We start from the raw sequence: 26130 nt of genomic DNA, 5'->3' as shown, positions 1-26130 counted from the left end.
GTGTTCCGCTCCCGTTTTTAGGCGGCACTTGACACAGAAAGACTCAATCATGAAACCAACCATCGCGCTTGTCGGCCGCCCTAACGTCGGCAAATCTACTTTATTCAACCGTTTGACGCGCACCAAAGATGCGCTCGTGCATGACCTGCCCGGCCTGACGCGTGACCGCCATTACGGTCATGGCAAAGTCGGCAGCAAACCTTATTTGGTCATCGATACCGGCGGTTTTGAGCCGGTTGTGGACAGCGGCATTTTGCACGAAATGGCAAAACAAACCTTGCAGGCTGTCGATGAAGCCGATGCAGTTGTGTTTTTGGTGGATGGCCGTACCGGTTTGACGCCGCAAGATAAAATCATTGCCGACCGTTTGCGCCAAAGCCCGCGTCCTGTTTATTTGGCGGTAAATAAAGGCGAGGGTGGCAATAGGGCCGTGCTTGCCGCCGAGTTCTACGAACTTGCTTTGGGCGACCCTTATGTTATTTCAGGTGCGCACGGCGATGGCGTGTATTATCTGATTGAAGATATTTTGGAAACCTTCCCTGAGCCTGAAAAGGAAGAGGAAGAAGCGAAACATCCTGTTTTTGCTGTAATCGGCCGCCCAAATGTCGGTAAATCGACCTTGGTAAATGCCATTCTCGGCGAAGAGCGCGTGATTGCCTTTGATATGGCAGGCACGACGCGCGACAGTATCCATATCGATTTTGAACGTGAAGGCAAACCGTTTACCATCATCGATACCGCAGGTGTGCGCCGTCGCGGTAAAGTGGATGAAGCAGTAGAAAAATTTTCTGTTATCAAAGCTATGCAGGCGGTTGAAGCGGCAAACGTTGCTGTTTTGGTGTTGGACGCTCAACAAGATATCGCCGACCAAGATGCAACGATTGCAGGTTTTGCTTTGGAAGCAGGCCGTGCCTTGGTGGTGGCGGTCAATAAATGGGACGGCATCAGCGAAGAGCGCCGCGAGCAAGTGAAACGCGATATTAACCGCAAACTGTATTTCCTTGATTTTGCTAAGTTCCATTTTATTTCTGCATTGAAAGAGCGCGGTATAGACGGTTTGTTTGAAAGCATTCAGGCTGCCTATAATGCGGCGATGATTAAGATGCCGACGCCGAAAATCACGCGCGTATTGCAAAGCGCGATCGAGCGTCAACAGCCGCCGCGTGCTGGCTTGGTGCGTCCGAAAATGCGTTATGCCCACCAAGGCGGCATGAATCCTCCGGTGATTGTGGTACACGGTAATTCGCTGCACGCGATTTCAGACAGCTACACACGCTATCTGACCCAAACGTTCCGTAAGGCCTTCAATCTGCAAGGTACGCCGCTCAGAATTCAATACAATGTTTCGGAAAACCCGTATGAAAATGCGGAAGACAAACCGAAGAAAAAACCGTTGCGCCGTGTCAGCCTGAGCAACCGTATTGAGAAACGCGAAGGCCGCAAGGAAGAGAAAAACCGCTTCAAGAAGAAAACCAAAGTCAGCGTGAAAAAACAATTCAGCAAATAAACACAAAGGCCGTCTGAACAATTTCAGACGGCCTTTTATAATGAAAAACAGCTCATTAGAGCTTCATAGCATATTTTCGACAGGGTTTGCCGAATTTAAAGAAAACATCCAATTTGGATTTGGGATTGTTGTGAATATGGAAATGAAACAGTCGGTTTGACGGAAAGTTCCCTTATTACTGGATTCCTAAACGGTGTGATAGAAAAAAATAGTTGGTAATTTATCCTATTCGGGGCTACAATCCCATCAAACGCCGATTTTGGCGTCTTTACAATCATAATAATGGAGCTCAAGAATATGACAGCTAAAGGACAAATGTTACAAGATCCTTTTTTGAATGCGTTGCGTAAAGAGCACGTTCCGGTTTCAATCTACTTGGTAAACGGCATCAAGCTGCAAGGCCAAGTGGAATCATTTGACCAGTACGTTGTTCTGCTGCGTAATACTTCCGTCACTCAAATGGTTTACAAACACGCTATCTCAACAATCGTCCCTGCACGCGCAGTCAGCCTGCAACACGAAAACAAGCAACCTCAAGCCGCTGCCGCAGCTGCTCCGGTTCAAGTTGAGACTGTGCAACAACCTGCCGAATAAATGATGTAACGCATTCCTGTTTTTCAATACCTTACCGCTTTTGCGGTAGGGTATTTTTATTTTCAGACGACCTTTATCATGCTGCTTGAAAACATTCTTCCCTTTGCCCACTCCTTATTACGACAAGCCTTAAAAGCAGGCGGCCGCGCTTTGGATGCGACGGCCGGAAACGGGCATGATACTTTGCTGTTGGCGCAGTTGGTTGGCGAGACGGGTAGGGTGTGGGCATTTGATGTGCAATCTAAAGCACTGGCGCAGACTCAAGGCCGTCTGAAAGAAAACGGCGTAGATGGTCGGGTAGCCCTGATACATGACGGCCATGAAAACCTTTTATCTTATATCGACGAGCCTTTAGATGCCGCAGTATTTAATTTTGGTTGGCTGCCAGGGGGCGATAAAAGCTGTACGACTGAAGCAGCAAGCAGCATCCGTGCGCTGACGGATACTTTGGGTTTGTTGAAAGAGGGTGGGCTTGCCGTAGCGGTATTGTACCCGGGGCATGAAGCCGGCCGAATAGAGGCTGAAGCTATTGTGCAATGGGCGGAAACTTTGCCGCAGGAAGCTTTTGCCGTGTTACGCTATGGCTTTGTCAACCGCCGCAATGCGCCGCCCTATCTGCTGGCGATTGAAAAGTTGCGTCAGAAATAGATGTTTGCGGTAAAATAGCTGCTTTGTTTTTCAACCCTCAACATAAGAAACTGCCATGCAATATCTGTTTGTAAAATACAGCCATCAGATTTTCGTTGCCATCACTATTCTGTTGTTCAACATTCGTTTTTTCCTGCTCTGGCGTCATCCTGAGAAGCCGTTGGCAGGCATTTGGAAAGCCATGCCGCATTTGAACGACACCATGTTGCTGTTTACCGGCTTGTGGCTGATGAAGATTACCCATTTTTCGCCGTTCAATGCGCCGTGGCTCGGCATGAAAATCCTGCTGTTGCTGGTTTATATTGTGTTGGGCATGATTATGATGCGTTCGCGTCCGCGTTCGCCGAAATTCTATATCGTCTACGTTTTGGCCATGTCGTGTGTTGCCACGATTGTTTTCCTTGCCAAAACCAAAACGCTGCCGTTTTAAAAGAGGCCGTCTGAAATGTATCCGCATTTTGCCATTATCGCTTTGGGCAGCAATCTCGCCAATCCTGCCGAACAGGTTCGCGCCGCTTTGACCGAATTAGCCGCGCATCCGCATATCTGGCTCGAAAAAACATCTTCCTTGTATCTGACTGCACCGGTCGGCTATGATGATCAGCCCGATTTTGTGAACGCCGTTTGTACCGTGAAAACATCATTGGACGGCGTGGCTTTGTTGGCAGAGTTAAACCGCATCGAGGCCGAATTTGGGCGCGAACGTACCTTCCGCAATGCGCCGCGCACTTTGGATTTGGACATTATCGATTTTGACGGTATTCGCAGCGATGACCCGCATCTGACTTTGCCGCATCCACGCGCGCATGAGCGCAGTTTCGTTATGTTGCCGCTGGCTGAAATCCTTCCGGATTTTGAGTTGGGCGAGCATGGCCGTGCGGCTGATTTGGCTCAGGCTTTGGGCGGGCAGGGTATTCGCCTGTTGAAAGAATAAAGGCCGTCTGAAAAACGGACTAAAACAAGAACGGGCGTGTTGGACACGCCTTTTTTGCTATAAAATATTGTTGGGAAACACATTACAAAGAGTTACTATGAATCCTCGTTATATTGTTGTCGAAGGCGCCATCGGTAGCGGCAAGACCGCTTTGAGCCGCCGCTTGGCAGAGCATTTCAGCGCGTTGCTGTTGTCGGAGAATCCGGATCACAATCCGTTTCTCATGAAGTTTTACAGCAATGTTTCCAATAATGGCTTGGCTGCCGAGCTTTTCTTCCTGACGCGCCGCGCTGAAAGCGTGAATATTATTGAAGAGCAATGCGCGCAAGGCGGAATGGTTGTGGCTGATTTTCTGCCGGAAAAAGACCGTATTTTTACGCCTATCGTTTTGAATGATGACGAGCAGCAGCTTTTTGCCGATATGAAGCAACGCATTCTGCCGCAATACGCAGAGCCCGATGTGGTGATTTATCTGCAAACCGCCGTCGAAAACAACCGCAAACGTCTGCAAAAACGTCACGAAGGCATTATCAGCTTGTTTCCCGAAGGCTATTTGGGACGTGTGCATGACGAATACAGCCACTTCTTTCATTTGTATCAAAGCGCGCCTTTGCTGACCGTCAATGCCGATGAGTTGGATTTGGCCGGCAATGACGACCACTTCCAGCTTTTGTTACGCGCATTGGAAGATTTTCAAGGTACGCGCAGTTATTTGAATTTAAGCGAAAAATAAATGCAGGCTAGGTTTAGGCCGTCTGAAAGGAATAATATGTCAAAATATCAATTCACACTCCCATCTTCTTCCGGCAGCGATTTTAACTCTGCCGAACATTTGCCGTTGGTTGTCTATTTTTATCCTAAAGACAGCACGCCCGGCTGTACCACCGAAGGCTTGGATTTCAATGCCCGATTGGAACAATTCAAAGCATTGGGCTATACCGTTGTTGGTATTTCGCGCGACGGTGTCAAATCGCATCAGAATTTCTGCGCCAAACAAGGCTTCCAGTTTGAGTTATTGAGCGACAAAGAAGAAACCGTCTGCAAACTGTTTGACGTGATCAAGCTGAAAAAGCTTTACGGCAAAGAATCCCTCGGCATTGAGCGCAGCACGTTTGTGCTGGACGAAAACGGCGAAATCGCCCATGAGTGGCGCAAAGTCAAAGTGGCCGGACATGCGCAGGAAGTGTTGGATACAATTTCTCAGGCCTCTTAAATAGGGCTTTGAAAACCTAAGGCCGTCTGAACGGATGTAAAGTCATGCCGTTCAGACGGCCTTTCAATACAGTTTGATGAATATGGACGATTTAATAGACAAACTGCTTGAATCCCTTTGGTTGCAAGACAGGCTCAGCAACAATACGCTGCAAAGTTACCGCCGTGATTTGGTCAAAGTTGCGGCGCGGTTGGCCGAGGGCGGGCAGGATTGGTTGAGTGCCGATGAGTTTGCCCTGTCTGATGCCGTGTATGCGGAAGGGGAAAAAAACACGTCCCAAGCGCGGGCATTGTCGGCTTGCAAACGTATGTACGGCTGGCTGGAAGAAACGGGCCAAAGAGCAGACAATCCCACCCGTTTTCTCAAAACGCCGAAATCGGAACGCAAACTTCCCACGCTGATTACCGAAGCCCAAATCGACGCGCTGCTGGCTGCGCCGGATGTGGAAACGCCGCATGGACTGCGCGACAAAGCCTTGCTCGAAGTTATGTATGCAACAGGTTTGCGCGTGACCGAAGCCGTCAAATTGACGCTCAGTGATATCGATTTACATCGCGGCAGTATCCGTACCATAGGCAAGGGCGACAAATTGCGTTTGGTTCCGTTGGGGCAGGAAGCGGCATATTGGGTAGAACGCTATTGCAACGAATCGCGCCCGTTGTTGCTAAAAAACAAAATCTGCGACGAAGTGTTTGTCAGTCAGAAACGCAGCGGCATCAGCCGTCAGCTTGCATGGATGATAGTCAAAGAATATGCCGAAGCGGCCGGTATTGCTTCGCTCAGTCCGCACGGCTTGCGCCATGCTTTTGCCACGCATTTGGTCAATCACGGCGTCGATTTGCGCTCAGTCCAGATGATGTTGGGACATTCCGATATCAACACCACGCAGATTTATACCCATGTTGCCAATATCCGTTTGAAAAACATGGTCGATGAACATCATTCCCGTTCATAAATAAAGGCGGCATCTCGAAGATGCCGCTTTTTTATTGAGGCCGTCTGAACAGTTATCAAACTTTAAAATTATAAAATATCAATCAGAATATAAATTTCCATAGAAAAATTTCAAAGCAAAAGGGCTGTGCCAATATTGCAATGCAAACCGTTTTTATTTATATTTACGTTCAAGAATAAATCCTACTCTCAATTACAGAGGGTAACAAAATAATTGGAGCACATCATGTTTGTCTGCATCTGCAACGCCATTACTGACCACGACATCAAAGAGACCATCGCCGCCGGTGCAACCACCATGAGCGATTTACAGGCTCAATTAGGCGTGGCGACTTGTTGCGGTTGCTGCGGCGAATTGGCTGCATCGTTTTTAACTGCAAGCAGTGCTCAAAATACCGTGACTGCCGGTATTAACGTTCAGTCTTAATTTTAGAATACACACAAAGGCCGTCTGAAGGCGTGACAGAAATCCTTGATTTCGTTTCGCGCCTTCAGACGGCCTTTGTCATGCCTGTATGGTTTGGAGGCATTTTGCTATACAATGGCCGCTTTTGTCCCTTCGAGAGTAACCGCCATGAAACTAACCTTGATGTTTCGGGAATATTGCAGCCTGTGCCACAAAATGCGCGAACAATTAAAGCCTTATCAGGAGCAGTTTGGATTTGAGCTGGATATTGTCGATGTTGATGCCGATCCGGTTTTAGAAGAAAAGTACAATGAGCTGGTGCCTGTTTTGCTGGATGGCGATACCGAAATTTGCCATTGGTTTTTGGACGAAGAAAAACTGAAAGCGCATTTGAGCGCGTAACAAACCTTTGACCATATTATCTTTCAGACGGCCTTTGGCTGTTTATGCCGTCTGAACATTGATTTTATTATGACTGAAAAACTTTCTCCCGATGCGCTGATTGAAGCGGCGCTGTTGACGCAAGTCGAACCCTTAAACGAAAAAGCCATGCGCGAATTGTGCGTGCCGCCGTTGTCGCAAGACAAGCTGATTGACGTATTGGCGCAACTGAAGACCCGTTGGCAGGGCAGGGCTTTGCAACTGGTGCATACCCATGAGGGCTGGCGCTTCCAAATCGCCCAAGCTGCATTTGAACGACTGGGCAGCCTGCAAGAGCAGCGCGCGCCGCGTTATTCCCGCGCCGTGATGGAAACACTGGCGATTATTGCCTATCAGCAACCGGTCACGCGTGGCGATATCGAAGGCATACGCGGCGTGGCGGTGTCGCAAAATGTAATGCAAACTTTGCAGGATAGGGGCTGGATTGAAGTTATCGGCCACCGTGATTCTGTCGGCCGTCCGGCATTGTGGGCAACAACGGCAACATTCTTAAGCGATTTGCGTTTGGAAAGTTTGGAAGAATTGCCGCCACTGACTGAATTGGGCGAGCTGGTGTTGCCTGATTTGATGGAAACGCCGCCGACTGGCGATGAGGAGGCTGAAGAAGCAGTAGAATCAGGAAGCAGACTGATTAACTGATTTGAATGTAAAGGCCGTCTGAAACAATCGTGTTTCAGACGGCCTTTATTGTTGTATAACATCATGATTTTAAATATAATTTTCATCTATTTTAATAACTTATTGATTTTATGATATAATTTAAAAATTATTAGAATAAATATCTCTCATTCTGTAATAGTTTGAGAAGGCATACGGAAACGTTTCCCTCTTTATCAATCGGCAGCCCGTTTGTTCTTCAAATATGCGCTGTATCAACTACGGAACCGATATGAAATTCAAACAATTCATTCAAAACAAATCTTCTTTCAACCCAAGCGTGGTCGGTATTACGCTTTTCTTCGTCCTTTTGCTTTTGTCAGCTGCTTTGGTTTGGCCTCAAAATACTGAGGCTTTGTTAAATGCCATGAAGCAGTTTATCTTTCAAAATGTCAGCTGGTTTTACATTCTGACTTTCTCTGTATTTCTTATTTTCTTATTGGCGCTTCCCATCAGCAGCCTCGGCAGTATCAAGTTGGGTACAAACGAGGACGAACCTGAGTTTTCGTTTTTATCATGGCTGGCCATGCTGTTTGCGGCCGGTATGGGCGTGGGCTTGATGTTTTTTGGTGTGGCCGAGCCTTTATCGCATTTCTCTTCCCCGATTGCCAAAGGCAATGCGCAAGAGGCGATTCTGCATACGGTGTTCCACTGGGGGATTCATGCCTGGGCAATCTACGGAATCATTGCGCTTGCCTTGGCGTATTTCGGTTTCCGCTATAAATTGCCGCTGGCGTTGCGCTCCTGCTTTTATCCGATTTTAAAAGACAAAATCAACGGCAAAATGGGCGATGCCATCGATGTGATGGCTTTGATTGCGACTTTGTTCGGTATTATCACAACCTTGGGATTTGGCGCGGCACAAATGGGTTCCGGTTTGTTGAAGATGGGCTGGGTGCAGGACAACAGCTATGTCTTGCAGGTCGGCATTATCGTTGTTGTGATGGCGATTGCCATATTTTCCGCAACTTCGGGCGTGGGCAAAGGCGTCAAAATTTTGAGTGAAACCAACTTGGTATTGGCACTGTCATTGCTGTTGTTTGTCTTGTTGAGTATGCCGACGACGTATTTGATTTTCGCATTCAGCGACAATTTGGGCACTTATCTGAGTAACTTCGTTTCGTTCAGCTTTAAGTCATATACCTACGAGCCTGAGCATACAAAATGGTTTACCGGCTGGACGGTGTTGTATTGGGCTTGGTGGTGTTCGTGGTCGCCTTTTGTCGGTTTGTTCATTGCCCGAATTTCGCGAGGCAGAACTATCCGCGAATTTATTTTTGGCGTATTGGCAGTGCCTAGCCTGATGAGTATTTTGTGGTTTACCGTATTTGGCAATTCAGCCTTGTGGCTGGACACACATGTGGCAAACGGCGCTTTGTCTGCTTTGACCAACGAGCCTGAAAAATTGTTGTTTGCCTTTTTGAATTATCTGCCGTGGCCGGTTGTCAGCAGCTTGGTAGCATTGCTGGTGATTTCGCTGTTTTTTATCACTTCTGCCGACTCGGGCATTTATGTGCTGAACAATATTGCTTCGCGCGATAAAGGGCTGGCTTCGCCCAAGTGGCAATCGGTTATGTGGGGCGTGTTGATTTCGGCTGTGGCTATTGTGTTGCTGGGTGCCGGGGGTTTGCCTATCTTGCAAACCATGACCCTGATTGCGTCTCTGCCGTTTGCGGTGTTGATGATTTTTATGATGGTTTCTTTGTGGAAAGCCCTGAACAACGATGCCAACTATTTTGCAACCGCCGTCAATCCGAGCAGTATTTTCTGGTCGGGCGATCATTGGAGGGAACGCCTTGGCCAAATGATGAATCAGACGCAGGAAGTCGATATCATCAAATTTATGAAAAATACGGCGCTTCCGGCAATGCAGGAATTGAAAAACGAATTGACCGAAAAATACAATATGGACGTAGAAATCCGTTGCCTGTTGCAGCAGGATGAGCCGTCGGTGGAGCTGGTGGTGCATAAAGGGACGGTAAGGGATTTTGTCTATGGGATTAAATCTGTAAAGCGGGAAATTACCGACCAGTTGATTCGCGAAGACAGCCTGCCTCATTTCAAATATGCGGCAACGTTCATACCGTTGACGTATTTCTCGGATGGGCGCGATGGATACGATGTGCAATATATGACGCACAAAGAATTGATTGCCGATATGCTCAAACAGTATGAGCGTTATCTGAACCTGCTTGCCGGAGTAGGGCAGGAATTGATGGGGCATGAACAAGTAGATCTGGCAGAGTAAAGTGAAGTTAGGCCGTCTGAACATGTAGCAATATTCAGACGGCCTTTTTATTGCCTGCTTAAAAAATAATTTGTTTAAAATAAATATCTTAGATAAATTATAAGAAAAATCTGATTTAAACTATAAAAAATCTTAGTTATAATCAGCTTATCTAAAGCTATTCCGCATAGGTGCGGGTGATTTACTAAGGAATACTGCAATGCTGTTGGCACTTTCTTTGCGTGATTTTGTCATTGTTGAAAACCTGAATCTTGATTTTCAAAACGGCTTTACCGTATTGACGGGCGAGACCGGCGCAGGCAAATCGATTACTCTGGATGCGATTGGCCTGTTATTGGGCGATAAAGCCGATTACAGCCAAGTGCGCAGCGGCGCCAAAGAAGCGCAGTTGTCGGCTTTGTTCGATATCAGTGGTTTGCCTGAACTGAAAGCGCAGCTGCAGGAGCAAGGTCTTTTGGAAGAAGATGCGGAAGAGCTCAGCATCCGCCGTATTATCGATGCCAAGGGCAAAAGCCGCAGTTATATCAATAACCAAGCGGCAACACTGGCGCAACTGAAAGCCATCGGCGAGCAGTTAATCGATATTCACGGACAAAATGCCCATCATTCGTTGAATCAAGAATCTGCGCAACGCGAGTTGTTGGACGCATTTGCCGGCAGCAAAGAGCAGGCTGAAACGGTCAAACAGCTTTATCAAAATTGGGTCAATGCGAAAAAAGCCCTGCAAGAAGCACAAGAGCAGGTAGAAACCATGACCATCGAGCGCGAGCGTTTAGAATGGCAGTTTAATGAATTGAACCAATTGGAGCTCAAACCCAACGAATGGGAAACCTTAAGCCAAAGCCACGACAGTCTGGCGCATTCGGCCGAGTTGCTCCAAACCGCCGAACAAGTAGGCGACAGTATAGACGGAGATAACGGCATCCAACGTCAAATCTATCAATGCCAAAAACTACTGGGCAATCTGCAAAACATTGAGCCGCGCTTTGCCGAGAGCCTGAATATGTTGGCAAGTATTGAAGCAGAATTGGGTGAAATCAGTGCCAATATGCGCGATGTAGCCGGTCGCAGCGATATCGATCCTAATGAATTGGCCGCACAAGAAAGCCGTATGGGCGAATTGATGAGCATGGCGCGGAAATACCGCATTGAGCCGGAAGAGTTACCACAAAAGTTGGCTGAAATCGGCGAGCACCTGCAAAACCTGCACGCGGCTGCCGATTTGGAAGCCTTGGAAAATACAGTCGCACGCAATCTTGCCGAATACCACGAAGCCGCGCATATTCTTTCCGCCATGCGTCATCAGGCGGCCGGTCGTTTGGGTGAAGAGACCACCGAGCATATGCAACATTTGGCCATGAAGGGCGCACGTTTTGACATCATCTTGTTGCCGTCTTCGCCGACCGCACATGGTCTAGAGCAGGTGCAATTCCAAGTGGCGGCGAATAAAGGCAATCCGTCCCGTCCTTTGAATAAAGTGGCTTCCGGCGGCGAATTGGCGCGTATCAGCTTGGCTTTGCAAGTGGTTGCCAGCCAATACACGCAAGTGCCGACATTGATTTTTGACGAAGTGGATACCGGTATTGGTGGCGGTGTTGCTGAAATGGTCGGTAAAGCTTTGCGTGCCTTAGGTAAAAAACATCAAGTCTTGGCGGTAACCCATCTTCCTCAAGTTGCCTCTTGTGGTGAAAACCATTGGCAGGTCCGCAAGCATAGCGAAGGGGAGCAAACCGTCAGCGAAATCAGCGTCTTGAACCATCATCAGCGCATTGAGGAAATCGCGCGTATGCTGGGTGGCGAAATCATTACCGATACCACACGCAGCCATGCCGCCGAACTCTTGCATTTGGCAGCCGCCTAAAAGCCTCAAGGCCGTCTGAAAATAGGATTCAGACGGCCTTTTCTATATTTTGCCACCTTTTCAGGCAGGTAGAATACAAGGTATGATTATATCGTCTGTTTACAAGGAAATTTTGATGAAAGTCCTGTTTATCGCCGATCCGATGGCAAGTTTTAAAACCTATAAAGACACTACTTACGCCATGATGCGTGAAATGGCAAAGCGCGGTTGGCAGCTTTTTCATACCTTGAGCGGAGAATTGTCCGTCCGTGAAGGCTTGGTAGTGGCTCAGGCTGCGGCATTTGAGTTTGTCGGCGCGAAGAGTGATGACGATCATGAATGGTTTAAAGCAGAGGCAAAAGTTCAGACGGCCTTAAAAGATTTCGATGCGGTCATTATGCGCACTGATCCGCCGTTTGATATGCAATATCTGTATGCGACCCAGTTTTTGACGTTGGCACAGCAGCAGGGCGCAAAAGTATTTAACAGCGGACAAGCAATGCGCGATTTCAATGAGAAATTGGCGATTTTAAATTTTAGTCAGTTTACTGCGCCGACTTTGGTTACCACACGTTCCGCCGATGTCCGTGCCTTTTTGAAAGAACACGGCGACATCATCATCAAACCTTTGGACGGCATGGGCGGTATGGGCATTTTCCGTCTGACCGAATCCGACCCCAATATCGGCAGTATCCTTGAAACCCTGATGCAGCTTGATTCACGCACCATCATGGCACAACGCTATATTCCTGAAATCGTACATGGCGACAAGCGCATTTTGATTATCGGCGGGGAAGTTGTTCCGTATGCTTTGGCGCGTATTCCGCAAAACGGTGAAACGCGCGGCAACTTGGCTGCCGGCGGTCGCGGCGTGGCGCAGGAGTTGAGCGAGCGCGACCGTGAAATTGCAGAAACCCTGGCGCCTGAATTGAAGCGGCGCGGTATTTTGCTTGCCGGTTTGGATGTCATCGGCAGCAACCTGACCGAAGTCAATGTAACCAGCCCGACCGGCTTCCAAGAAATCATGAAGCAAAAAGATTTCGACGTTGCTGCCATGTTTGCAGATGCCGTCGCATCTTGGGCGAAACAATAAACCCAAAGGCCGTCTGAAAATTGACTTGACCGTTTCTTTTCAGACGGCATTCTAATGTTGAGTATATGATGAAACTATCTTCCTACGCTTCCGAGAAAAAAGGCAAAAACGGCATCAAGCGCATCATTAATGCGTTTGGCTATTCCAAAGACGGACTGGCTGCCGCATATCGGTATGAAAGCGCATTTCGCCAAGTTTTTTGGTTGAACCTGATTTTAATTGTCTTGGCCTTATTCCTTGATTTCGGTTCGGCCACCAAAATGGTGCTTGTTGTCGCATCGTTTATTTCACTGATTACCGAATTGTTTAATACCGCCGTTGAAGCAGCCGTTGACCATACTTCTACTGAAAAACACGAGCTGGCCAAGCGTGCCAAAGATGCCGGTTCGGCCGCGCAACTGATGGCTTTGTTAATGTTATTTATTGTTTGGATTGTTGCATTAACTGCTTAGAAATGTGGTAATATGGTAATTCATTAGGATTAGATAGTATTAGTTAATCTATATCAAAGTTTTCAGACGGCCTTCGGCTGTAAGATGAAGGCTGTATATCCCAGCCATTTGGCAAACACAAGGAGCAAAAGATGAAAAAATTAATGGCAACCCTGATTCTGGCAGGCTTGGCAACTTCCGTATCTGCAGCCGGTATCCATATTGAAGACGGTTGGGCACGTGCCACTGTCGAAGGTATGAAAATGGGTGGCGCATTCATGAAAATCCAAAACGATGAAGCCAAACAAGACTTCTTGGTAGGCGGCAGCAGCCCTGTTGCCGAACGTGTTGAAGTACACACCCATATTAACGACAACGGTGTTATGCGTATGCGCGAAGTTAAAGGCGGCGTTCCTTTGGCTGCAAAAGGCGTAACCGAGCTGAAACCAGGCAGCTACCACGTTATGTTCATGGGTCTGAAAAAACAATTGAAAGAAGGCGAAAAAGTGCCTGTAACCCTGAAATTCAAAAACGCCAAACCTCAAACTGTCGAGCTGGAAGTGAAAACCGCGCCTAAAGCCGAAATGCAGCACGACCACGGCGCACACGGTGGCGCACATCAGCACTAATTGCTTGAATTTGCATATAAAGGCCGTCTGAAAGTCATTGGGCTTACAGACGGCCTTTTCTGTCGTCAAATCAAAATGTGCTAAAATCACGCTTTAAAAAATGTATTTAAAACCCACATTCCCCTCATGAATACTCACAACACACCAGCAAACATCATCGTCGGCCTCTCCGGCGGCGTCGATTCATCCGTTACCGCGGCCCTGCTCAAACAGCAAGGCCATCAAATCAGCGGCGTGTTCATGCAGAACTGGGAAGATGACGACAACGACGAATATTGCAGCATCAAACAAGACTCCTTCGATGCCATTGCCGTTGCCGACATCATCGGCATCGACATCGACATCGTTAATTTTGCCGCGCAATATAAAGACAACGTATTTGCCTATTTTCTCAAAGAATACAGCGCAGGCCGCACGCCAAACCCGGATGTCTTGTGCAATGCTGAAATCAAATTCAAATGCTTTTTGGACTACGCCATAGAGCAGGGCGCAGATACCATTGCCACCGGACACTATGCCCGCAAAGAAGTTCGAAACGGCGTGCATTACCTGCTCAAAGGCTTGGATCAAAACAAAGACCAAAGCTATTTTTTGTACCGCCTCAAACCTTTCCAACTCGAGCGCGCGATTTTCCCATTGGGCGAGTTGGAAAAGCCTGAAGTCCGCCGTCTTGCCGAAGAATTCAAATTACCGACTGCAACCAAAAAAGACAGTACCGGTATTTGCTTTATTGGTGAACGCCCGTTCCGCGAATTTCTGCAAAAATACCTGCCGACCAATAATGGCAAAATGGTTACCCCTGAAGGCAAAGTAGTCGGCGAACACGTCGGCTTGATGTTTTACACGCTGGGCCAACGCAAAGGCTTGGGTATCGGCGGCGCAGGCGAACCATGGTTTGTTGCGGCCAAGGATTTGACCAAAAACGAACTGATTGTCGTACAAGGCCATGACCATCCTTTGCTTTATACGCAAAGCCTGATTATGAACGATTTGAGTTTCACATTGCCCGAACGCCCGAAAGAAGGCCGCTATACCTGCAAAACGCGCTACCGTATGGCTGACGCGCCTTGTACGTTGCGTTACTTGGATAATGAAACCATCGAGCTTGTCTTTGACGAGCCACAATGGGCAGTAACCCCCGGTCAATCAGCGGTACTGTACGACGGCGATGTGTGCTTGGGCGGCGGTATCATTATGTCCACCGACAAGCCTGTCATCATTACTGCTTAATAAAAGGGCCGTCTGAAAACGAAGCGGCGGATTAAATAAAGCCTTCAGACGGCCTCGATTCCAAAAAACGACTAAATAAAAGACTGATCAATATGGAAAAACTCTGGCTCAAAAGCTACGAACAAGGCGTAAACCCTGAAATCGATATCTCTCAATACAGCTCCATCAGCGACGTATTCCGTCAAAGTGTCGAGAAATTCTCGGATAAACCTGCTTTTCAAAACATGGGCAAAACGCTGACTTATGCCGAAGTGGGCAAGTTGGCGACCGATTTTGCGTCTTACCTGCAAAACGTATTGAAACTGCCGCGCGGTGAGCGCGTGGCGATTATGATGCCGAACGTTTTGCAGTATCCGATTGCGCTTTTCGGTATTTTGCAGGCTGGTTTGGTGGCAGTGAATACCAATCCGCTTTATACGCCGCGCGAGTTGGAGCATCAGTTGAAAGACAGCGGTGCGACAACGATTGTCGTGTTGGAGAACTTTGCCAATACGTTGGAGTTGGTGTTGCCGCGTACGCAAATCAAACATGTGATTGTCGCGTCGGTCGGCGAAATGTTCGGCATGATTAAAGGTGCGTTGATGAACTTCGTCATCCGCAAAGTGAAAAAAATGGTGCCGGAATACCGTATTCCCAATACCGTGACTTTTCAGACGGCCTTGAAGCAAGGTGCGGCAAATACGTTCAAACCAGTCGAGTTGACACGCGACGATACTGCCTTGTTGCAATATACAGGCGGCACGACCGGCGTGGCAAAAGGCGCCGTCCTCAGTCACGGCAATATCTGCGCCAATATGTTGCAGGCAAAAGAATGGATTAAAAACAGCCTGCACGAAGGCAAAGAAACGGTTATTGCCGCGTTGCCGCTTTATCATATCTTTGCCTTGACGGTAAACCTGATGATCTTTGCGAATACCGGTTCTAAAATCATCCTGATTACCAATCCGCGCGATATGAAGGGGTTTATCGGCGAATTGAAAAAAGAGCCGATTAGCGTGTTCATCGGTGTGAATACCTTGTTTAATGCGATGGTCAACCGTCCAGATTTCGCTGAAGTCGATTTTTCCCGTTTGAAGCTGACTTTGGGCGGCGGTATGGCAACGCAAAAAGCCGTGGCGGAAAGATGGAAAAAAATCACCGGTACGCCGATTGTGGAAGCTTACGGCTTGACCGAAGCCAGCCCGGGTGTATGTTGCAATCCTTTGAATATCGAGGCTTACAGCGGCGGTATCGGCCTGCCTGTTCCTTCAACTGAGATAGAGTTGCGCGATGCGGACAGCAAAGAAGTGCCTATCGGACAGCCGGGCGAATTGTGGGTACGCGGTCCGCAAGTGATGAAAGGCTATTGGAACCGTCCTGAAGAAACCGCCAAAGCAATCGATGCACGCAGCTTTTTAGAGACCGGCGACATTGCCGTGATGGATGAAAAAGGCTGGCTGAAGTTGGTGGACCGCAAAAAAGATTTGATTGTGGTATCCGGTTTCAATGTATATCCGAACGAAATCGAAGAAGTGGTGGCCAGCAACGACAAAGTCTTGGAAGTCGCCTGTATCGGCGTGAAAAGTGAGAAAACCGGTGAAGCGATTAAGGTCTTCGTCGTACGCAAAGACCCGTCTTTGACCAAGGAAGAACTGATCGATTTCTGCCGCAAAGAACTGACGGCGTATAAAGTGCCGAAAGACATCGAATTCCGCGACGAGTTGCCAAAATCCAACGTTGGCAAAATCCTGCGCCGCGAGCTGCGCTGATATATAGAATCAGTATGATAAGGCCGTCTGAAAACGCTGTTTTCAGACGGCCTGAAGCTTTTGCCGTTTGCCAGAATATGCTGCTTCAAGTTAAAATCATACATTCCAACATGGGTATCACATCATGACTAAATTTATTTTCGTAACCGGCGGCGTTGTATCTTCTTTGGGTAAAGGTATCGCCGCCGCTTCTATTGCTACTATTCTTGAGTCGCGTGGCTTGAACGTGACCATGCTTAAGCTCGACCCGTATATCAACGTTGACCCGGGTACCATGAGCCCATTTCAACACGGCGAAGTATTCGTGACCGATGACGGCGCGGAAACCGACCTTGATTTGGGTCACTATGAGCGTTTCATCAACGCCACCATGACCCGCCGTAACAGCTTCAGTACCGGCCAAGTCTATGAAAACGTGATTGCCAAAGAGCGTCGCGGCGACTATTTGGGCGGTACCGTACAAGTGATTCCGCACATTACCGATGAAATCAAACGCCGTATCCACGAAGGCGCGGCTGGTTATGATGTGGCGATTGTCGAAATCGGCGGTACAGTCGGCGATATCGAGTCTTTACCTTTCTTGGAAGCCATCCGCCAAATGCGCAGCCAGCTCGGCCGTAACAATACATTGTTTGCCCACCTGAGCTATGTTCCTTACATTGCCGCTGCCGGCGAAATCAAAACCAAACCGACCCAGCATACCGTTAAAGAAATGTTGAGCATCGGTTTGCAACCGGACATCCTGATCTGCCGTATGGACAGAGAAATGCCTGCGGACGAGCGCCGCAAAATCGCCTTGTTCTGTAACGTTGAAGAACGCGCCATCGTGGGCAGCTACGATGTGGACAGCATTTACGAATGTCCTGAAATGCTGCACAACCAAGGCATCGACAGCATCATTACCGAGCAGCTCCAACTGAATGTCAAACAAGCCGATTTGACCGAATGGAAGAAAATCGTTCACGCGATTCAAAATCCGAAACATACCGTCAAAATCGCGATGGTCGGCAAATATGTTGATTTGACCGAGTCCTACAAATCATTGATCGAAGCCCTGAAGCACGCTGGTATTCACACTGAAACCGATGTACAAATTACCTTTGTCGACAGCGAAAGCATCGAGAAGGGCAATGGCGACGTTTCCATGCTCAAAGGCATGGACGCGATTTTGGTGCCGGGCGGCTTCGGTTCACGCGGCGTAGAAGGCAAAATTGCCGCCGTACGCTATGCGCGTGAAAACAACGTACCATACTTGGGTATCTGCTTGGGCATGCAAATCGCCCTGATCGAATACGCCCGCGATGTTGCAGGCTTGAAGGGTGCGAACTCTACCGAGTTTGACTTGAAATGCGCCGCGCCTGTCGTTGCCCTGATTGACGAATGGCAAACTGCCGACGGCAGCGTAGAAACCCGTGACGAATCTGCCGATTTGGGCGGTACCATGCGTTTGGGTGCGCAAGAAGTTGACCTTAAACCGGGCAGCCTTGCGGCAAAAATCTACGGCAGCGAACATATCCGCGAACGTCATCGCCACCGCTATGAGGTTAACAACAACTATGTTTCTCAGTTGGAAAAAGCCGGTTTGGTCATTGGCGGCGTATCCGCAGGCCGCGAGCGTTTGGTTGAAACCATCGAATTGCCAAATCATCCTTGGTTCTTCGCGTGTCAGTTCCATCCGGAATTCACTTCCAATCCGCGTAAAGGCCATCCTTTGTTCAGCGCGTTTGTGAAAGCCGCGTTGGGTAACAAAAAAGCCTGATTGATGTGATTGAAAAAGCACCCGTTATCCGGGTGCTTTTTTTGTTTTCAGACGGCCTTAGAAGTTATTTGTCTTCATTGACTTCGCGGTCGTTTAAAGGTTGTACGGGACGGTTGTTTTCGCCGCCGATAATGTCGCGCATGGCTTTAAACTGCGCCGCATCTGCCTGAACCGGAGTTTTTAAGACAACCCAAGTAACGTTTTCGCTGCAAGGCGGCGTTGTCAGCGAGCCTTTCAGTTGGAAGGACTTGCTATCTTTAGGCAGCAGGGCTTGGATATTCAGGTTTTTCAACGCTACGGATTCGCCCGCTTTCAGTTTTTTGGCAGTGAGTGCGGACAGGGCAGGATTGTTTTTGCCCGGTTTAAATACAGAGCCGATGACCGCCAAAGTACCGTCTTCGGCTTGATGGACGAAATGCGCTTCCATTGGGAAATGTTTGCCTTTGAAAGTATGTTCGCTCGGCGTATGGAAGTGGAATTGTTTGAAGGTATAGGTTTTACCGTTAATCACGATGGTTTGGGCCTTGCCTTGCGGCGTGGCTTGAAGGGTATGGCCGTTATTTTCTACTTTGTAGTCGGCGACGTTGTAACGGTATGCCAGTTGTTTGCCTTTTACTGCTTTTGTTGTGGAGAAATCCACTGGAGATTGCTGTTTGCCTGTTTTGCAGACAGCAAAGTCTTCACTCAAATCGCCCCAGTGTGCAGCATCGTTTTCACCTGTGTAAGACCAATGTGCATGATGGGTTTCGGCGGATACCGTTGCAGTAGAGACAGCCATTAGCAAAGATAAAAAGAGATGTTTGTTCAACATAAGGACTCCTATTTATTTATATTAGGTAAAAGGAAAAATTATACAAAATAAATTGTTGATATAAAAAAGCTTCTTCATAAAAAGAAAGTTAATAATAGTGGTAATTTGGGAACATTGGGTTGATATATGGCAAACATTTATCAAGCAATCATTTTTGATTAAATGATTACAATAATAGGGATGATTGTCCTTGCCATGACTTTGAATGGGAGAGGCCGTCTGAAATTTTTTCAGACGGCCTGTTTTATTTAAAAATGTTGTAAAAAGTCTAAACTCTAATGAATAAAAGTGTCTATCAAGATGAAAGTAGTTGTTTGTATCGTTAGAAAACATTAATATTGCCAAACGTGTTTTCACGAGATTTTAACTTTGTTTTGGAGAGAATAATGAAAAAATCGATTATCGCTTTGGTTATTGCCGGTTTGCCACTGGCTGCCTCTGCAGAAGTGATTCTGTATGGTCAAATCAAAAGCAGCGTGACCGTTGGTCAAGTAAAAATCAAAGGTGACGCAGGTTCTGAAACCAGCTCTACCGCAACCAGCATCAATGACAATACCTCCCGTATCGGTTTTAAAGGTAGCGAGAACTTGGGCGGCGATTTGAAAGCCATCTGGCAAGTTGAACAAAAAACGGCCATTACCGGCGGCTCTCAAGGTTTTGCCAATCGCGATTCCTTCATCGGTTTGCAAGGTAAATTCGGTAAGATTCGCGCCGGTAAACTCAGCAATATGCTGAACGAAATGGACACCATCGATCCATGGATGTACAAAACCAATGCCGCAGGCTTGGGCATCTTTACTCGTACCGGCAACCGTAACGCCGCTGTACGCTACGACAGCCCGGATTTCGGCGGATTCAAATTCAACGTGTCTTACGCACCGCGCGACAACCGCAATCCTTCAGACAAATACACGCACACCAAACCGGCCAAAGACCAATACACCGGCGGCGTGAGCTTCTCTAAAAACGGCTTTACCGCCAATGCGGCTTACGGCCACTACAACGGCGCGTACACCGACAAATCAGGCAAAGTCAAAGCGGCGCAAATCGCCAAAGTCGAAACTTATTACGACAAAGACAATCTCTTTGTCGGCGGCGGCGTACACTATGCCAAAGGCCATGAGACAGCCAACGAATATTTAGGCTATTTCACCGATGGTTTTAATGAGTACAAGGGTAGTAACATCACTACCGACTCAGGCAAAGAGGAAGCCGTGAAAGTGGTTGATGCAGCAGTAACTGTCGGTTACAAATTGGGTAATGTCACCCCACGCATTACTTACGCACACGGCTGGCCTGCCAAGGGCGTGAACAGCGGCGAGAAATTGGTGGATAAATTCGACCAAGTCGTTGTCGGTGGCCAATACACCTTCAGCAAACGTACCGGCGTCAATGCCCAACTGGCGTATCTGAAAGTCGGCAACAAAACCCGTCTGACTGCAGCCAACAAAGGCGGCGTTGAACAAAAAGCCGCTTCTGTGGGCCTGTATCACAAATTCTAAGCCGTCTAGAAAGACAAGGCCGTCTGAAAAATTTCAGACGGCCTTTTTCTTGATTAAAGCGGTTTATTTGTCGTGGTTGGTCAGCGTTGTACCGTGACGGCCGCCGCGTTCTTTCAAACGTTGTACCAAACCTTCGACCGTTGTCGGCATGCCGTCGACACAGAATGCCTGATACAGGGCGGTGTGCAGAGCGTCGTTGCGGCTGAACGCATTGCCGATCAGCTTCCAATCACCTTTACGCGGCTCGAACCAGCGGTGGTTTACTGTGTCGCCGTAAGCGAATACTTTGTAAGACGAACGCTTGTCGTTGCTGTAAGTAAAGGACGTGCGGGCGCAATAGAGGCCTTCGACGGAGAGGTTGTCGTAGCCTTTGTCGGAGCGCACGTTTAAGATGTAGCGGATGCTGTTATCCGGCGCAGGCATGATTTGCAGGCTGCTGAGCAGGATTTTGGGCTGCTTGCCGTAGGTTTCGTTGACATAGAGGTCGAACCAATCGCCCGATTGGGTATCGGGCAGGGGCGGCAACTCGGCTTTGTGTTCTTTAAATTCGCGTGCGGCAACTTCTTCAGGGCTTTCCTGATAACGCGTGTTGGTCAGCGTATCCTTTTGGCTGAAACCCAAAGCAAATGCTTGAGTCGCGGCAAGGCTGAGAGCGAGAAGGGCAAAACGGCGCATAGACAGCTCCAAAGTGAAAAACGGCTTTATTTTATGGGCTTGCAGGGTGGGGTGCAAGTAAGTGCGGTATAATTGACGTTAATTCTGATTAATATGACGAGTTTTCATCATGAATACACAAACTCTGGATGTCATCGGTTTGAAATGCCCGCTGCCGATTTTGCGTGCCAAAAAAGCTTTGGCGCAAATGCAGGAAGGCGAAGTGCTGACCGTATTGGCCACCGATGGCGGCGCGCCCGGTGATTTTGAAGCGTTTTGCCGTCAGACCGGACATGTTTTGTTGGAATCGAGTGAAGCCGACGGCGTGTTCAAGCTGGTGTTGAAGCACAAATAAAGGCCGTCTGAAATGTCTAAAGCCGTCGCGTTGTCTGCCGCTGTATTGGCTGTCTGCCTGAGTGCATGCGGTAATGAAGGCGTTTCACCGCAGAACGCTGCCGATTATGCCCAAAATGTAACCGACTTGTTCCGCCAAAGCTGCGTGGCCGCAGACGGCGATGCCGCCCTTGTCGGTGAGTTTGCCAATGCCAACAAACTGGTTTTATTGTCGAAAAAAGATATTGCCGATTTGCCTGCCGGAATGATGGATTTGGAGGCATTAAGTATTTGGAAGAAAACGGTAAACGGCGCAGATTATTATTTGAGCCTGACCGAAGACAGTTGCAGCGTGCGTACGGCCAAAGCCAACGACCATCTGATTTTCAAACAATTTTTGGCTTTGGCAGAAAACCCGCCGCAGGGTTTGAACGCTGAGTTGCGTGCCGATAATTTGTCGGAGGCCCCGTTGCCTATGCGTCAGATTTCCTACGCATGGCGCGCGCCCGGCAGTCCGAAAGAAACCTTGCTGACCGTCAAAACAACGTCGTCCGAGCATTTTCCGGTACAGGCTGTTTTTTATTTGACCCATCATTCTTACGACAATAAGGCCGCCGTTTTGCCTTAGGCCGGTTGACGATTGAAACATCAAATCAATACAAACCATTCCGCCGAATAAAGGCCGTCTGAAACATTATCAAACCAAACCACTCGAAAGTAAGCTATGCAAACCCTGACCATCATCCGCCCCGACGATATGCACTTACACCTGCGCGACGGCGACGCGCTCAAAGCTGTTGCCCCGTACACCGCCCGACAAATGGGCCGCGCGGTTATCATGCCCAACCTGAAGCCGCCCGTCGTCAGCGTTGACGATGCCCAAGCCTACAAAGCGCGCATTATGGCCGCCCTGCCTGAAGGCAGTACCTTCCAGCCGTTGATGACGCTTTATTTGACCGACAACGCCACACCCGAACTCGTGCGCGAAGCCAAGGCTGCCGGTATTGTGGCTTTCAAACTCTATCCGGCAGGCGCGACCACCAATTCCGATTCCGGCGTAACCGACTTGTTCAAACTCATCCCCGTATTGGAAGAAATGGCGAAACAGGGCATTTTGTTCTTGGTTCACGGCGAAGTTACCGACCCTGAAATCGATATTTTTGACCGCGAGGCCGCCTTTATCGAGCGCGTGATGAAGCCCATTTTGGCGCAAGTGCCGAATCTTAAAGTCGTGTTCGAACACATCACCACTGCCGAAGCCGCCCGACTGGTATTGGAAGCTGGCGATAATGTGGCTGCGTCCGTGACGCCGCAACACTTGCTGCTCAACCGCAACGACCTTTTGGTCGGCGGCGTGCGCCCTCATCATTTCTGCCTGCCCGTACTCAAACGCGAAACCCACCGTCAGGCTTTGGTTGCCGCCGTTACCGGCGATAAGGCGCACAAATTTTTCCTCGGCACGGACTCTGCACCACATGCGAAGACTGCCAAAGAAAATGCTTGCGGTTGCGCCGGTATGTTCAGCGCGATGACCGCCATTGAGCTTTATGCCGAAGTGTTTGAGAAAGCAGGCGCGTTGGACAAACTGGAAGCCTTTGCTTCTAAAAACGGCCCGCGTTTCTACGGTCTGCCTGAAAATTCCGATACCATCACCTTGGTCAAACAAACGCAAACCGTTCCTGCCAGCGTGCCTTACGGCGATGGTGAGCTTGTACCGATGAGGGCCGGCGGTGAGATTGAATGGACGGTGCAATATTAAATTTGCCGTCAATAAGGCATAAAAAGAAACAACCTGCTTGAAAAGGCAGGTTGTTTTTTTATTGTTGTTCAGACGGCCTGTCGTGGGGAGGAGAGGCTCACTAGGCCGTCTGAAAACCGGATTAGAGTGTGTGTTTATTCGGTCAACATGGGTTTCAGCACTTCCCAAGCCTGCGGCAGTTGGGTAAAGCCGTCCGAAGCCATCAAATGGCCACCTTCGGGGATATGGGTAACAGGGCTTTTGAGCTTGGCCGCCATGTCCAAAGTCAGTTCGGGCGGAACATGGGTGTCGTTGTCGGAAACCAGGCAGTGTTTGGGCATGTCGATTTTGCGTAGGATGTCGAAATCGGGCGACGCTGCTTTAATGTAGGCATCGAGCGCAGGTAGGGGCGGCAGCGTATCGGCAAAACCGGCGGCAAGCAGCAGGCCGCCGATTTTTTGCGGCTGTTGGCGGCTGAGGAAGTGAAGGAGGGTAATGCAGCCTAGGCTGTGGCCGACTAGGAAGGTATGGGCATCGGGCTTGCCGATGTGCTGGTCAAGGGTAAACTGCCACGCGGTCGTGCTTGGTTTGTCGGGATTGGGCATGGCGAGAGAGATTGCTTGTGCGCCGGTGCTTTTGATTTGGGCGCAAAGCCAGTCAAACCAGTTGCCGTGCGGATTGCCTTCAAAGCCATGTACGATATAAACGCGTCGGTTCATGTTTCTCCTCCTTCAGACGGCCTGAGACTTTTGTCTAAATCTCTGCCTGTAAGTGTTTATTATACCATGTTTGTTTATGTTTTATTGTTTGTCGCTTCGTTAGGATTTTTGATTAAGCTTTTGTTGTTAAATGATATTTGCAAGAATAATAAAGCAAACAACACGGCAGGGGCGGATGGCTTTGCCGTGTTGTTCGGGTTTGAAATATATAGGGGCCGTCTGAAAAAACGGTTTAGAAATAGCCTTGTTTTTTGCGCTCTTCCATTGCCGCTTCCGATACGCGGTCGTCCATGCGTGTGGCACTGCGTTCGGAAATGGTCGCGGCGGCGGTTTCGGCAATGATGTCTTCGGGGGTGGCGGCGGTGCTGGCAACCGGGCAGGTGCAGGAAATATCGCCGACGGTACGGAAGCGGACATCGCGGATTTGGGTAACTTCGCCTTCGCGTTTGGGGGTCAACGGGGTAACGGGAACGAGCAGGCCGTTGCGTTCGACAACTTCGCGCTTATGGGTGTAATAAATCGGCGGCAGGGCGAGTTTTTCGCGTGCGATGTATTGCCAGATGTCCAATTCCGTCCAGTTGGAAATCGGGAACACGCGCATGTTTTCGCCTTGGAACAGGCGTGTGTTGTAGAGCGACCATAATTCAGGACGTTGGTTTTTGGGATCCCATTGGCCGAACTCGTCGCGGAAAGAGAAGATGCGTTCTTTGGCGCGCGCTTTTTCTTCATCGCGGCGCGCGCCGCCCATCAGTGCATCAAAGCCTTGTTCTTCGATGGTTTCAACCAGTGTAACGGCTTGGGCGGCGTTGCGCGAATCGGTTTCGCGGCGCAAGACGACGCTGCCTTTGCGGATGGATTCTTCTACGCTGCCGACCACAAGTTGTACGCCGGTGCGGGCGACCGTGTCGTCGCGGAACTGGATGACTTCGGAGTAGTTGTGGCCGGTATCGACGTGCAGGAGTTTGAACGGCAGTTTCAGCGGGCGGCCTTCGATTTGGAAGGCTTTGACGGCAAGCGCCAGCAAGACGACGGAGTCTTTGCCGCCGGAAAACAGTAGGGCCGGGTTTTGGGCGTTGGCAATCACTTCGCGGATGATGTAGATGGACTCGGCTTCGAGCCAGTCGAGGTGGTGGTTTTGGATGGACATTTTTTCTCTCTTTGCAATCTTGGCGATAGCCGATACTTTAGTGAGGCCGTCTGAAAAAGGGAAAGAATGGTTTGTTTGTTACAAAGATGTTTTTGTTATATTGCCCAAGTGTGTTTTCAGACGGCCTTTGCGCTTTAACTTATTTTTAACCCGATTTCTCTGACGAAGCGCCTGTCTTCGCGTACACTTTGGTTTTTTAGAAATGAGAATGGTTTATGTATCACGGCGAGAGATTTAATGCGTACAGCCATTTGGCCGGTTTCTTATTGGCAGTGGCGGCGTTGGTGCTGATGCTGGTGAAAGCGGTGGAATCGGCGGACGGCTATCGGATTGCCGGTGCACTGACTTACGGAATCTGCCTGCTGCTCCTGTATTTGGGTTCAACCTTATACCACAGTATTCCGCAGCCGAAGGCCAAGGCGATTTTGCAAAAGGTCGATCATTGCATGATTTATCTTTTGATTGCAGGCAGTTATACGCCGTTTACGCTGATTACCCTGCATGGCGGCTGGGGCTGGTCGCTTTTCGGCGTGTCGTGGGGGCTGGCTTTGCTGGGCATTGTTCAGGAGCTGACGATCGGGCGCAAAAGCGAGAAACGGCTGCTGTCGATGGTGATTTATGTGTTGATGGGCTGGCTGATTGTGGTGGCGGTGTGGCCGCTGATAAAATCGCTTTCGGCGGGCGGATTATTTTGGCTGGTGTTGGGCGGCGTGTTGTATAGCGCGGGGATTTACTGGTTTATCAACGATACGAAAATCCGCCACGGCCACGGTATCTGGCACTTGTTTGTCTTGGCAGGCAGTTTGACGCAATTTATCAGTATTTATTTTTATGTGTTGTAGTTTCAGACGGCCTGAAATAAAAAACCTCTCAGTTTGACTGAGAGGTTTTTGT

Annotated in this window: 28 protein-coding genes; 24 read left to right on the top strand and 4 right to left on the bottom strand. The window is 48.9% G+C overall.

The features are described 5' to 3' along the window. The first annotated feature begins 49 nt into the window (after positions 1 to 49). The 19 genes from der to ACTHS8_RS01980 all read left to right on the top strand — a co-directional run bounded on the left by der (position 50) and on the right by ACTHS8_RS01980 (position 18332). Complete coding sequence (gene der, locus ACTHS8_RS02070) at positions 50 to 1507, top strand: ribosome biogenesis GTPase Der (protein ID WP_049331367.1); 1458 nt, start codon at positions 50 to 52, stop codon at positions 1505 to 1507. 297 nt (positions 1508 to 1804) lie between these two features. Continuing rightward, positions 1805 to 2101 (top strand): RNA chaperone Hfq, encoded by a 297-nt coding sequence (gene hfq, locus ACTHS8_RS02065; protein WP_036493792.1) that lies wholly within the window; start codon positions 1805 to 1807, stop codon positions 2099 to 2101. A gap of 78 nt (positions 2102 to 2179) precedes the next feature. Continuing rightward, the gene (locus ACTHS8_RS02060) at positions 2180 to 2749 is read left to right on the top strand and encodes a tRNA (mnm(5)s(2)U34)-methyltransferase (RefSeq protein ID WP_049329895.1); all 570 of its coding nucleotides are present in this window, start codon (positions 2180 to 2182) and stop codon (positions 2747 to 2749) included. 55 nt (positions 2750 to 2804) lie between these two features. Further along, complete coding sequence (locus ACTHS8_RS02055; RefSeq protein ID WP_003681989.1) at positions 2805 to 3179, top strand: SirB2 family protein; 375 nt, start codon at positions 2805 to 2807, stop codon at positions 3177 to 3179. Positions 3180 to 3194: 15 nt separating this feature from the next. Beyond that, a complete protein-coding gene (gene folK, locus ACTHS8_RS02050) occupies positions 3195 to 3683 on the top strand; it encodes a 2-amino-4-hydroxy-6-hydroxymethyldihydropteridine diphosphokinase (protein ID WP_440372826.1) in 489 nt (162 codons plus the stop codon). Between the two features lie 97 nt (positions 3684 to 3780). Continuing rightward, entirely contained in the window at positions 3781 to 4416 is a 636-nt protein-coding gene (locus ACTHS8_RS02045) for a deoxynucleoside kinase (protein WP_049350657.1), read from the top strand. Positions 4417 to 4452: 36 nt separating this feature from the next. Continuing rightward, positions 4453 to 4896, top strand: a complete 444-nt coding sequence (locus ACTHS8_RS02040; RefSeq protein WP_003683206.1) for a peroxiredoxin — start codon at positions 4453 to 4455, stop codon at positions 4894 to 4896. 76 nt (positions 4897 to 4972) lie between these two features. Beyond that, the gene (xerD, locus tag ACTHS8_RS02035) at positions 4973 to 5851 is read left to right on the top strand and encodes a site-specific tyrosine recombinase XerD (protein WP_440372825.1); all 879 of its coding nucleotides are present in this window, start codon (positions 4973 to 4975) and stop codon (positions 5849 to 5851) included. A gap of 225 nt (positions 5852 to 6076) precedes the next feature. Beyond that, positions 6077 to 6277 carry a (2Fe-2S)-binding protein gene (locus ACTHS8_RS02030; RefSeq protein ID WP_003681978.1) on the top strand — a complete coding sequence of 67 codons (201 nt, stop codon included), beginning with the start codon at positions 6077 to 6079 and terminating at the stop codon, positions 6275 to 6277. 147 nt (positions 6278 to 6424) lie between these two features. Beyond that, positions 6425 to 6658, top strand: coding sequence for a glutaredoxin family protein (locus ACTHS8_RS02025; protein WP_070461515.1), 234 nt, complete (start codon positions 6425 to 6427; stop codon positions 6656 to 6658). 69 nt (positions 6659 to 6727) lie between these two features. Next, positions 6728 to 7336 carry an SMC-Scp complex subunit ScpB gene (gene scpB, locus ACTHS8_RS02020; protein ID WP_314588504.1) on the top strand — a complete coding sequence of 203 codons (609 nt, stop codon included), beginning with the start codon at positions 6728 to 6730 and terminating at the stop codon, positions 7334 to 7336. 250 nt (positions 7337 to 7586) lie between these two features. Then, positions 7587 to 9602 carry a BCCT family transporter gene (locus ACTHS8_RS02015; protein ID WP_440372824.1) on the top strand — a complete coding sequence of 672 codons (2016 nt, stop codon included), beginning with the start codon at positions 7587 to 7589 and terminating at the stop codon, positions 9600 to 9602. Between the two features lie 199 nt (positions 9603 to 9801). After that, positions 9802 to 11463 carry a DNA repair protein RecN gene (recN, locus tag ACTHS8_RS02010; protein ID WP_440372823.1) on the top strand — a complete coding sequence of 554 codons (1662 nt, stop codon included), beginning with the start codon at positions 9802 to 9804 and terminating at the stop codon, positions 11461 to 11463. 115 nt (positions 11464 to 11578) lie between these two features. Further along, positions 11579 to 12535, top strand: coding sequence for a glutathione synthase (gene gshB / locus ACTHS8_RS02005; RefSeq protein WP_440372822.1), 957 nt, complete (start codon positions 11579 to 11581; stop codon positions 12533 to 12535). 68 nt (positions 12536 to 12603) lie between these two features. Further along, the gene (locus ACTHS8_RS02000; protein WP_440372855.1) at positions 12604 to 12987 is read left to right on the top strand and encodes a diacylglycerol kinase; all 384 of its coding nucleotides are present in this window, start codon (positions 12604 to 12606) and stop codon (positions 12985 to 12987) included. Between the two features lie 131 nt (positions 12988 to 13118). Next, on the top strand, positions 13119 to 13595 hold the full coding sequence (locus ACTHS8_RS01995; protein WP_004519448.1) for a copper chaperone PCu(A)C: 477 nt from the start codon (positions 13119 to 13121) through the stop codon (positions 13593 to 13595). Between the two features lie 126 nt (positions 13596 to 13721). Next, entirely contained in the window at positions 13722 to 14825 is a 1104-nt protein-coding gene (gene mnmA, locus ACTHS8_RS01990) for a tRNA 2-thiouridine(34) synthase MnmA (protein WP_440372821.1), read from the top strand. A 92-nt stretch (positions 14826 to 14917) separates the two neighbouring features. Further along, positions 14918 to 16573, top strand: a complete 1656-nt coding sequence (locus ACTHS8_RS01985; RefSeq protein WP_440372820.1) for an AMP-binding protein — start codon at positions 14918 to 14920, stop codon at positions 16571 to 16573. Positions 16574 to 16697: 124 nt separating this feature from the next. Continuing rightward, a complete protein-coding gene (locus ACTHS8_RS01980) occupies positions 16698 to 18332 on the top strand; it encodes a CTP synthase (RefSeq protein ID WP_440372819.1) in 1635 nt (544 codons plus the stop codon). A 64-nt stretch (positions 18333 to 18396) separates the two neighbouring features. Here ACTHS8_RS01980 and ACTHS8_RS01975 read toward each other — a convergent pair whose 3' ends face one another. After that, positions 18397 to 19143: a carbonic anhydrase gene (locus ACTHS8_RS01975; protein ID WP_440372818.1), complete on the bottom strand. Its 747-nt coding sequence runs from the start codon at positions 19141 to 19143 to the stop codon at positions 18397 to 18399. Positions 19144 to 19529: 386 nt separating this feature from the next. Between ACTHS8_RS01975 and ACTHS8_RS01970 the strand changes: the two genes are divergently transcribed. Next, entirely contained in the window at positions 19530 to 20645 is a 1116-nt protein-coding gene (locus ACTHS8_RS01970) for a porin (RefSeq protein WP_440372817.1), read from the top strand. 63 nt (positions 20646 to 20708) lie between these two features. Here the strand turns inward: ACTHS8_RS01970 and ACTHS8_RS01965 are convergent, their stop codons facing one another. Continuing rightward, positions 20709 to 21320, bottom strand: coding sequence for a CNP1-like family protein (locus ACTHS8_RS01965; RefSeq protein ID WP_440372854.1), 612 nt, complete (start codon positions 21318 to 21320; stop codon positions 20709 to 20711). 109 nt (positions 21321 to 21429) lie between these two features. Here ACTHS8_RS01965 and ACTHS8_RS01960 point away from each other — a divergent pair, with 109 nt between their 5' ends. From ACTHS8_RS01960 to pyrC, 3 genes are all read left to right on the top strand, one after another. Then, positions 21430 to 21654, top strand: a complete 225-nt coding sequence (locus tag ACTHS8_RS01960; protein WP_003681929.1) for a sulfurtransferase TusA family protein — start codon at positions 21430 to 21432, stop codon at positions 21652 to 21654. A 12-nt stretch (positions 21655 to 21666) separates the two neighbouring features. Beyond that, on the top strand, positions 21667 to 22260 hold the full coding sequence (locus ACTHS8_RS01955) for an NMCC_0638 family (lipo)protein (RefSeq protein WP_440372816.1): 594 nt from the start codon (positions 21667 to 21669) through the stop codon (positions 22258 to 22260). Positions 22261 to 22356: 96 nt separating this feature from the next. Next, the gene (gene pyrC / locus ACTHS8_RS01950) at positions 22357 to 23391 is read left to right on the top strand and encodes a dihydroorotase (protein WP_440372815.1); all 1035 of its coding nucleotides are present in this window, start codon (positions 22357 to 22359) and stop codon (positions 23389 to 23391) included. 134 nt (positions 23392 to 23525) lie between these two features. Here pyrC and ACTHS8_RS01945 read toward each other — a convergent pair whose 3' ends face one another. Both ACTHS8_RS01945 and cysD read right to left on the bottom strand, forming a co-directional pair. Next, complete coding sequence (locus tag ACTHS8_RS01945; protein ID WP_314060047.1) at positions 23526 to 24089, bottom strand: RBBP9/YdeN family alpha/beta hydrolase; 564 nt, start codon at positions 24087 to 24089, stop codon at positions 23526 to 23528. A 232-nt stretch (positions 24090 to 24321) separates the two neighbouring features. Beyond that, the gene (cysD, locus tag ACTHS8_RS01940; protein ID WP_440372853.1) at positions 24322 to 25254 is read right to left on the bottom strand and encodes a sulfate adenylyltransferase subunit CysD; all 933 of its coding nucleotides are present in this window, start codon (positions 25252 to 25254) and stop codon (positions 24322 to 24324) included. A gap of 197 nt (positions 25255 to 25451) precedes the next feature. On the opposite strand from cysD, the gene trhA reads away from it, so the two are divergent. Beyond that, positions 25452 to 26078, top strand: a complete 627-nt coding sequence (trhA, locus tag ACTHS8_RS01935) for a PAQR family membrane homeostasis protein TrhA (RefSeq protein ID WP_107867698.1) — start codon at positions 25452 to 25454, stop codon at positions 26076 to 26078. Positions 26079 to 26130 lie beyond the last annotated feature (52 nt).

The organism is Neisseria sp. P0016.S008 (assembly GCF_051957775.1).
GTDB lineage: Bacteria > Pseudomonadota > Gammaproteobacteria > Burkholderiales > Neisseriaceae > Neisseria > Neisseria flavescens_B.
The sequence above is the reverse complement of the archived record's forward strand: the minus strand, read 5'-3'. Positions and strand labels throughout refer to the sequence as shown.

Coding starts and splice junctions, on each gene's coding strand:
- der (WP_049331367.1), top strand. CDS start 50: ATGAAACCAACCATCGCGCTTGTCGGCCGCCCTAACGTCGGCAAATCT.
- hfq (WP_036493792.1), top strand. CDS start 1,805: ATGACAGCTAAAGGACAAATGTTACAAGATCCTTTTTTGAATGCGTTG.
- ACTHS8_RS02060 (WP_049329895.1), top strand. CDS start 2,180: ATGCTGCTTGAAAACATTCTTCCCTTTGCCCACTCCTTATTACGACAA.
- ACTHS8_RS02055 (WP_003681989.1), top strand. CDS start 2,805: ATGCAATATCTGTTTGTAAAATACAGCCATCAGATTTTCGTTGCCATC.
- folK (WP_440372826.1), top strand. CDS start 3,195: ATGTATCCGCATTTTGCCATTATCGCTTTGGGCAGCAATCTCGCCAAT.
- ACTHS8_RS02045 (WP_049350657.1), top strand. CDS start 3,781: ATGAATCCTCGTTATATTGTTGTCGAAGGCGCCATCGGTAGCGGCAAG.
- ACTHS8_RS02040 (WP_003683206.1), top strand. CDS start 4,453: ATGTCAAAATATCAATTCACACTCCCATCTTCTTCCGGCAGCGATTTT.
- xerD (WP_440372825.1), top strand. CDS start 4,973: ATGAATATGGACGATTTAATAGACAAACTGCTTGAATCCCTTTGGTTG.
- ACTHS8_RS02030 (WP_003681978.1), top strand. CDS start 6,077: ATGTTTGTCTGCATCTGCAACGCCATTACTGACCACGACATCAAAGAG.
- ACTHS8_RS02025 (WP_070461515.1), top strand. CDS start 6,425: ATGAAACTAACCTTGATGTTTCGGGAATATTGCAGCCTGTGCCACAAA.
- scpB (WP_314588504.1), top strand. CDS start 6,728: ATGACTGAAAAACTTTCTCCCGATGCGCTGATTGAAGCGGCGCTGTTG.
- ACTHS8_RS02015 (WP_440372824.1), top strand. CDS start 7,587: ATGAAATTCAAACAATTCATTCAAAACAAATCTTCTTTCAACCCAAGC.
- recN (WP_440372823.1), top strand. CDS start 9,802: ATGCTGTTGGCACTTTCTTTGCGTGATTTTGTCATTGTTGAAAACCTG.
- gshB (WP_440372822.1), top strand. CDS start 11,579: ATGAAAGTCCTGTTTATCGCCGATCCGATGGCAAGTTTTAAAACCTAT.
- ACTHS8_RS02000 (WP_440372855.1), top strand. CDS start 12,604: ATGAAACTATCTTCCTACGCTTCCGAGAAAAAAGGCAAAAACGGCATC.
- ACTHS8_RS01995 (WP_004519448.1), top strand. CDS start 13,119: ATGAAAAAATTAATGGCAACCCTGATTCTGGCAGGCTTGGCAACTTCC.
- mnmA (WP_440372821.1), top strand. CDS start 13,722: ATGAATACTCACAACACACCAGCAAACATCATCGTCGGCCTCTCCGGC.
- ACTHS8_RS01985 (WP_440372820.1), top strand. CDS start 14,918: ATGGAAAAACTCTGGCTCAAAAGCTACGAACAAGGCGTAAACCCTGAA.
- ACTHS8_RS01980 (WP_440372819.1), top strand. CDS start 16,698: ATGACTAAATTTATTTTCGTAACCGGCGGCGTTGTATCTTCTTTGGGT.
- ACTHS8_RS01975 (WP_440372818.1), bottom strand. CDS start 19,143: ATGTTGAACAAACATCTCTTTTTATCTTTGCTAATGGCTGTCTCTACT.
- ACTHS8_RS01970 (WP_440372817.1), top strand. CDS start 19,530: ATGAAAAAATCGATTATCGCTTTGGTTATTGCCGGTTTGCCACTGGCT.
- ACTHS8_RS01965 (WP_440372854.1), bottom strand. CDS start 21,320: ATGCGCCGTTTTGCCCTTCTCGCTCTCAGCCTTGCCGCGACTCAAGCA.
- ACTHS8_RS01960 (WP_003681929.1), top strand. CDS start 21,430: ATGAATACACAAACTCTGGATGTCATCGGTTTGAAATGCCCGCTGCCG.
- ACTHS8_RS01955 (WP_440372816.1), top strand. CDS start 21,667: ATGTCTAAAGCCGTCGCGTTGTCTGCCGCTGTATTGGCTGTCTGCCTG.
- pyrC (WP_440372815.1), top strand. CDS start 22,357: ATGCAAACCCTGACCATCATCCGCCCCGACGATATGCACTTACACCTG.
- ACTHS8_RS01945 (WP_314060047.1), bottom strand. CDS start 24,089: ATGAACCGACGCGTTTATATCGTACATGGCTTTGAAGGCAATCCGCAC.
- trhA (WP_107867698.1), top strand. CDS start 25,452: ATGTATCACGGCGAGAGATTTAATGCGTACAGCCATTTGGCCGGTTTC.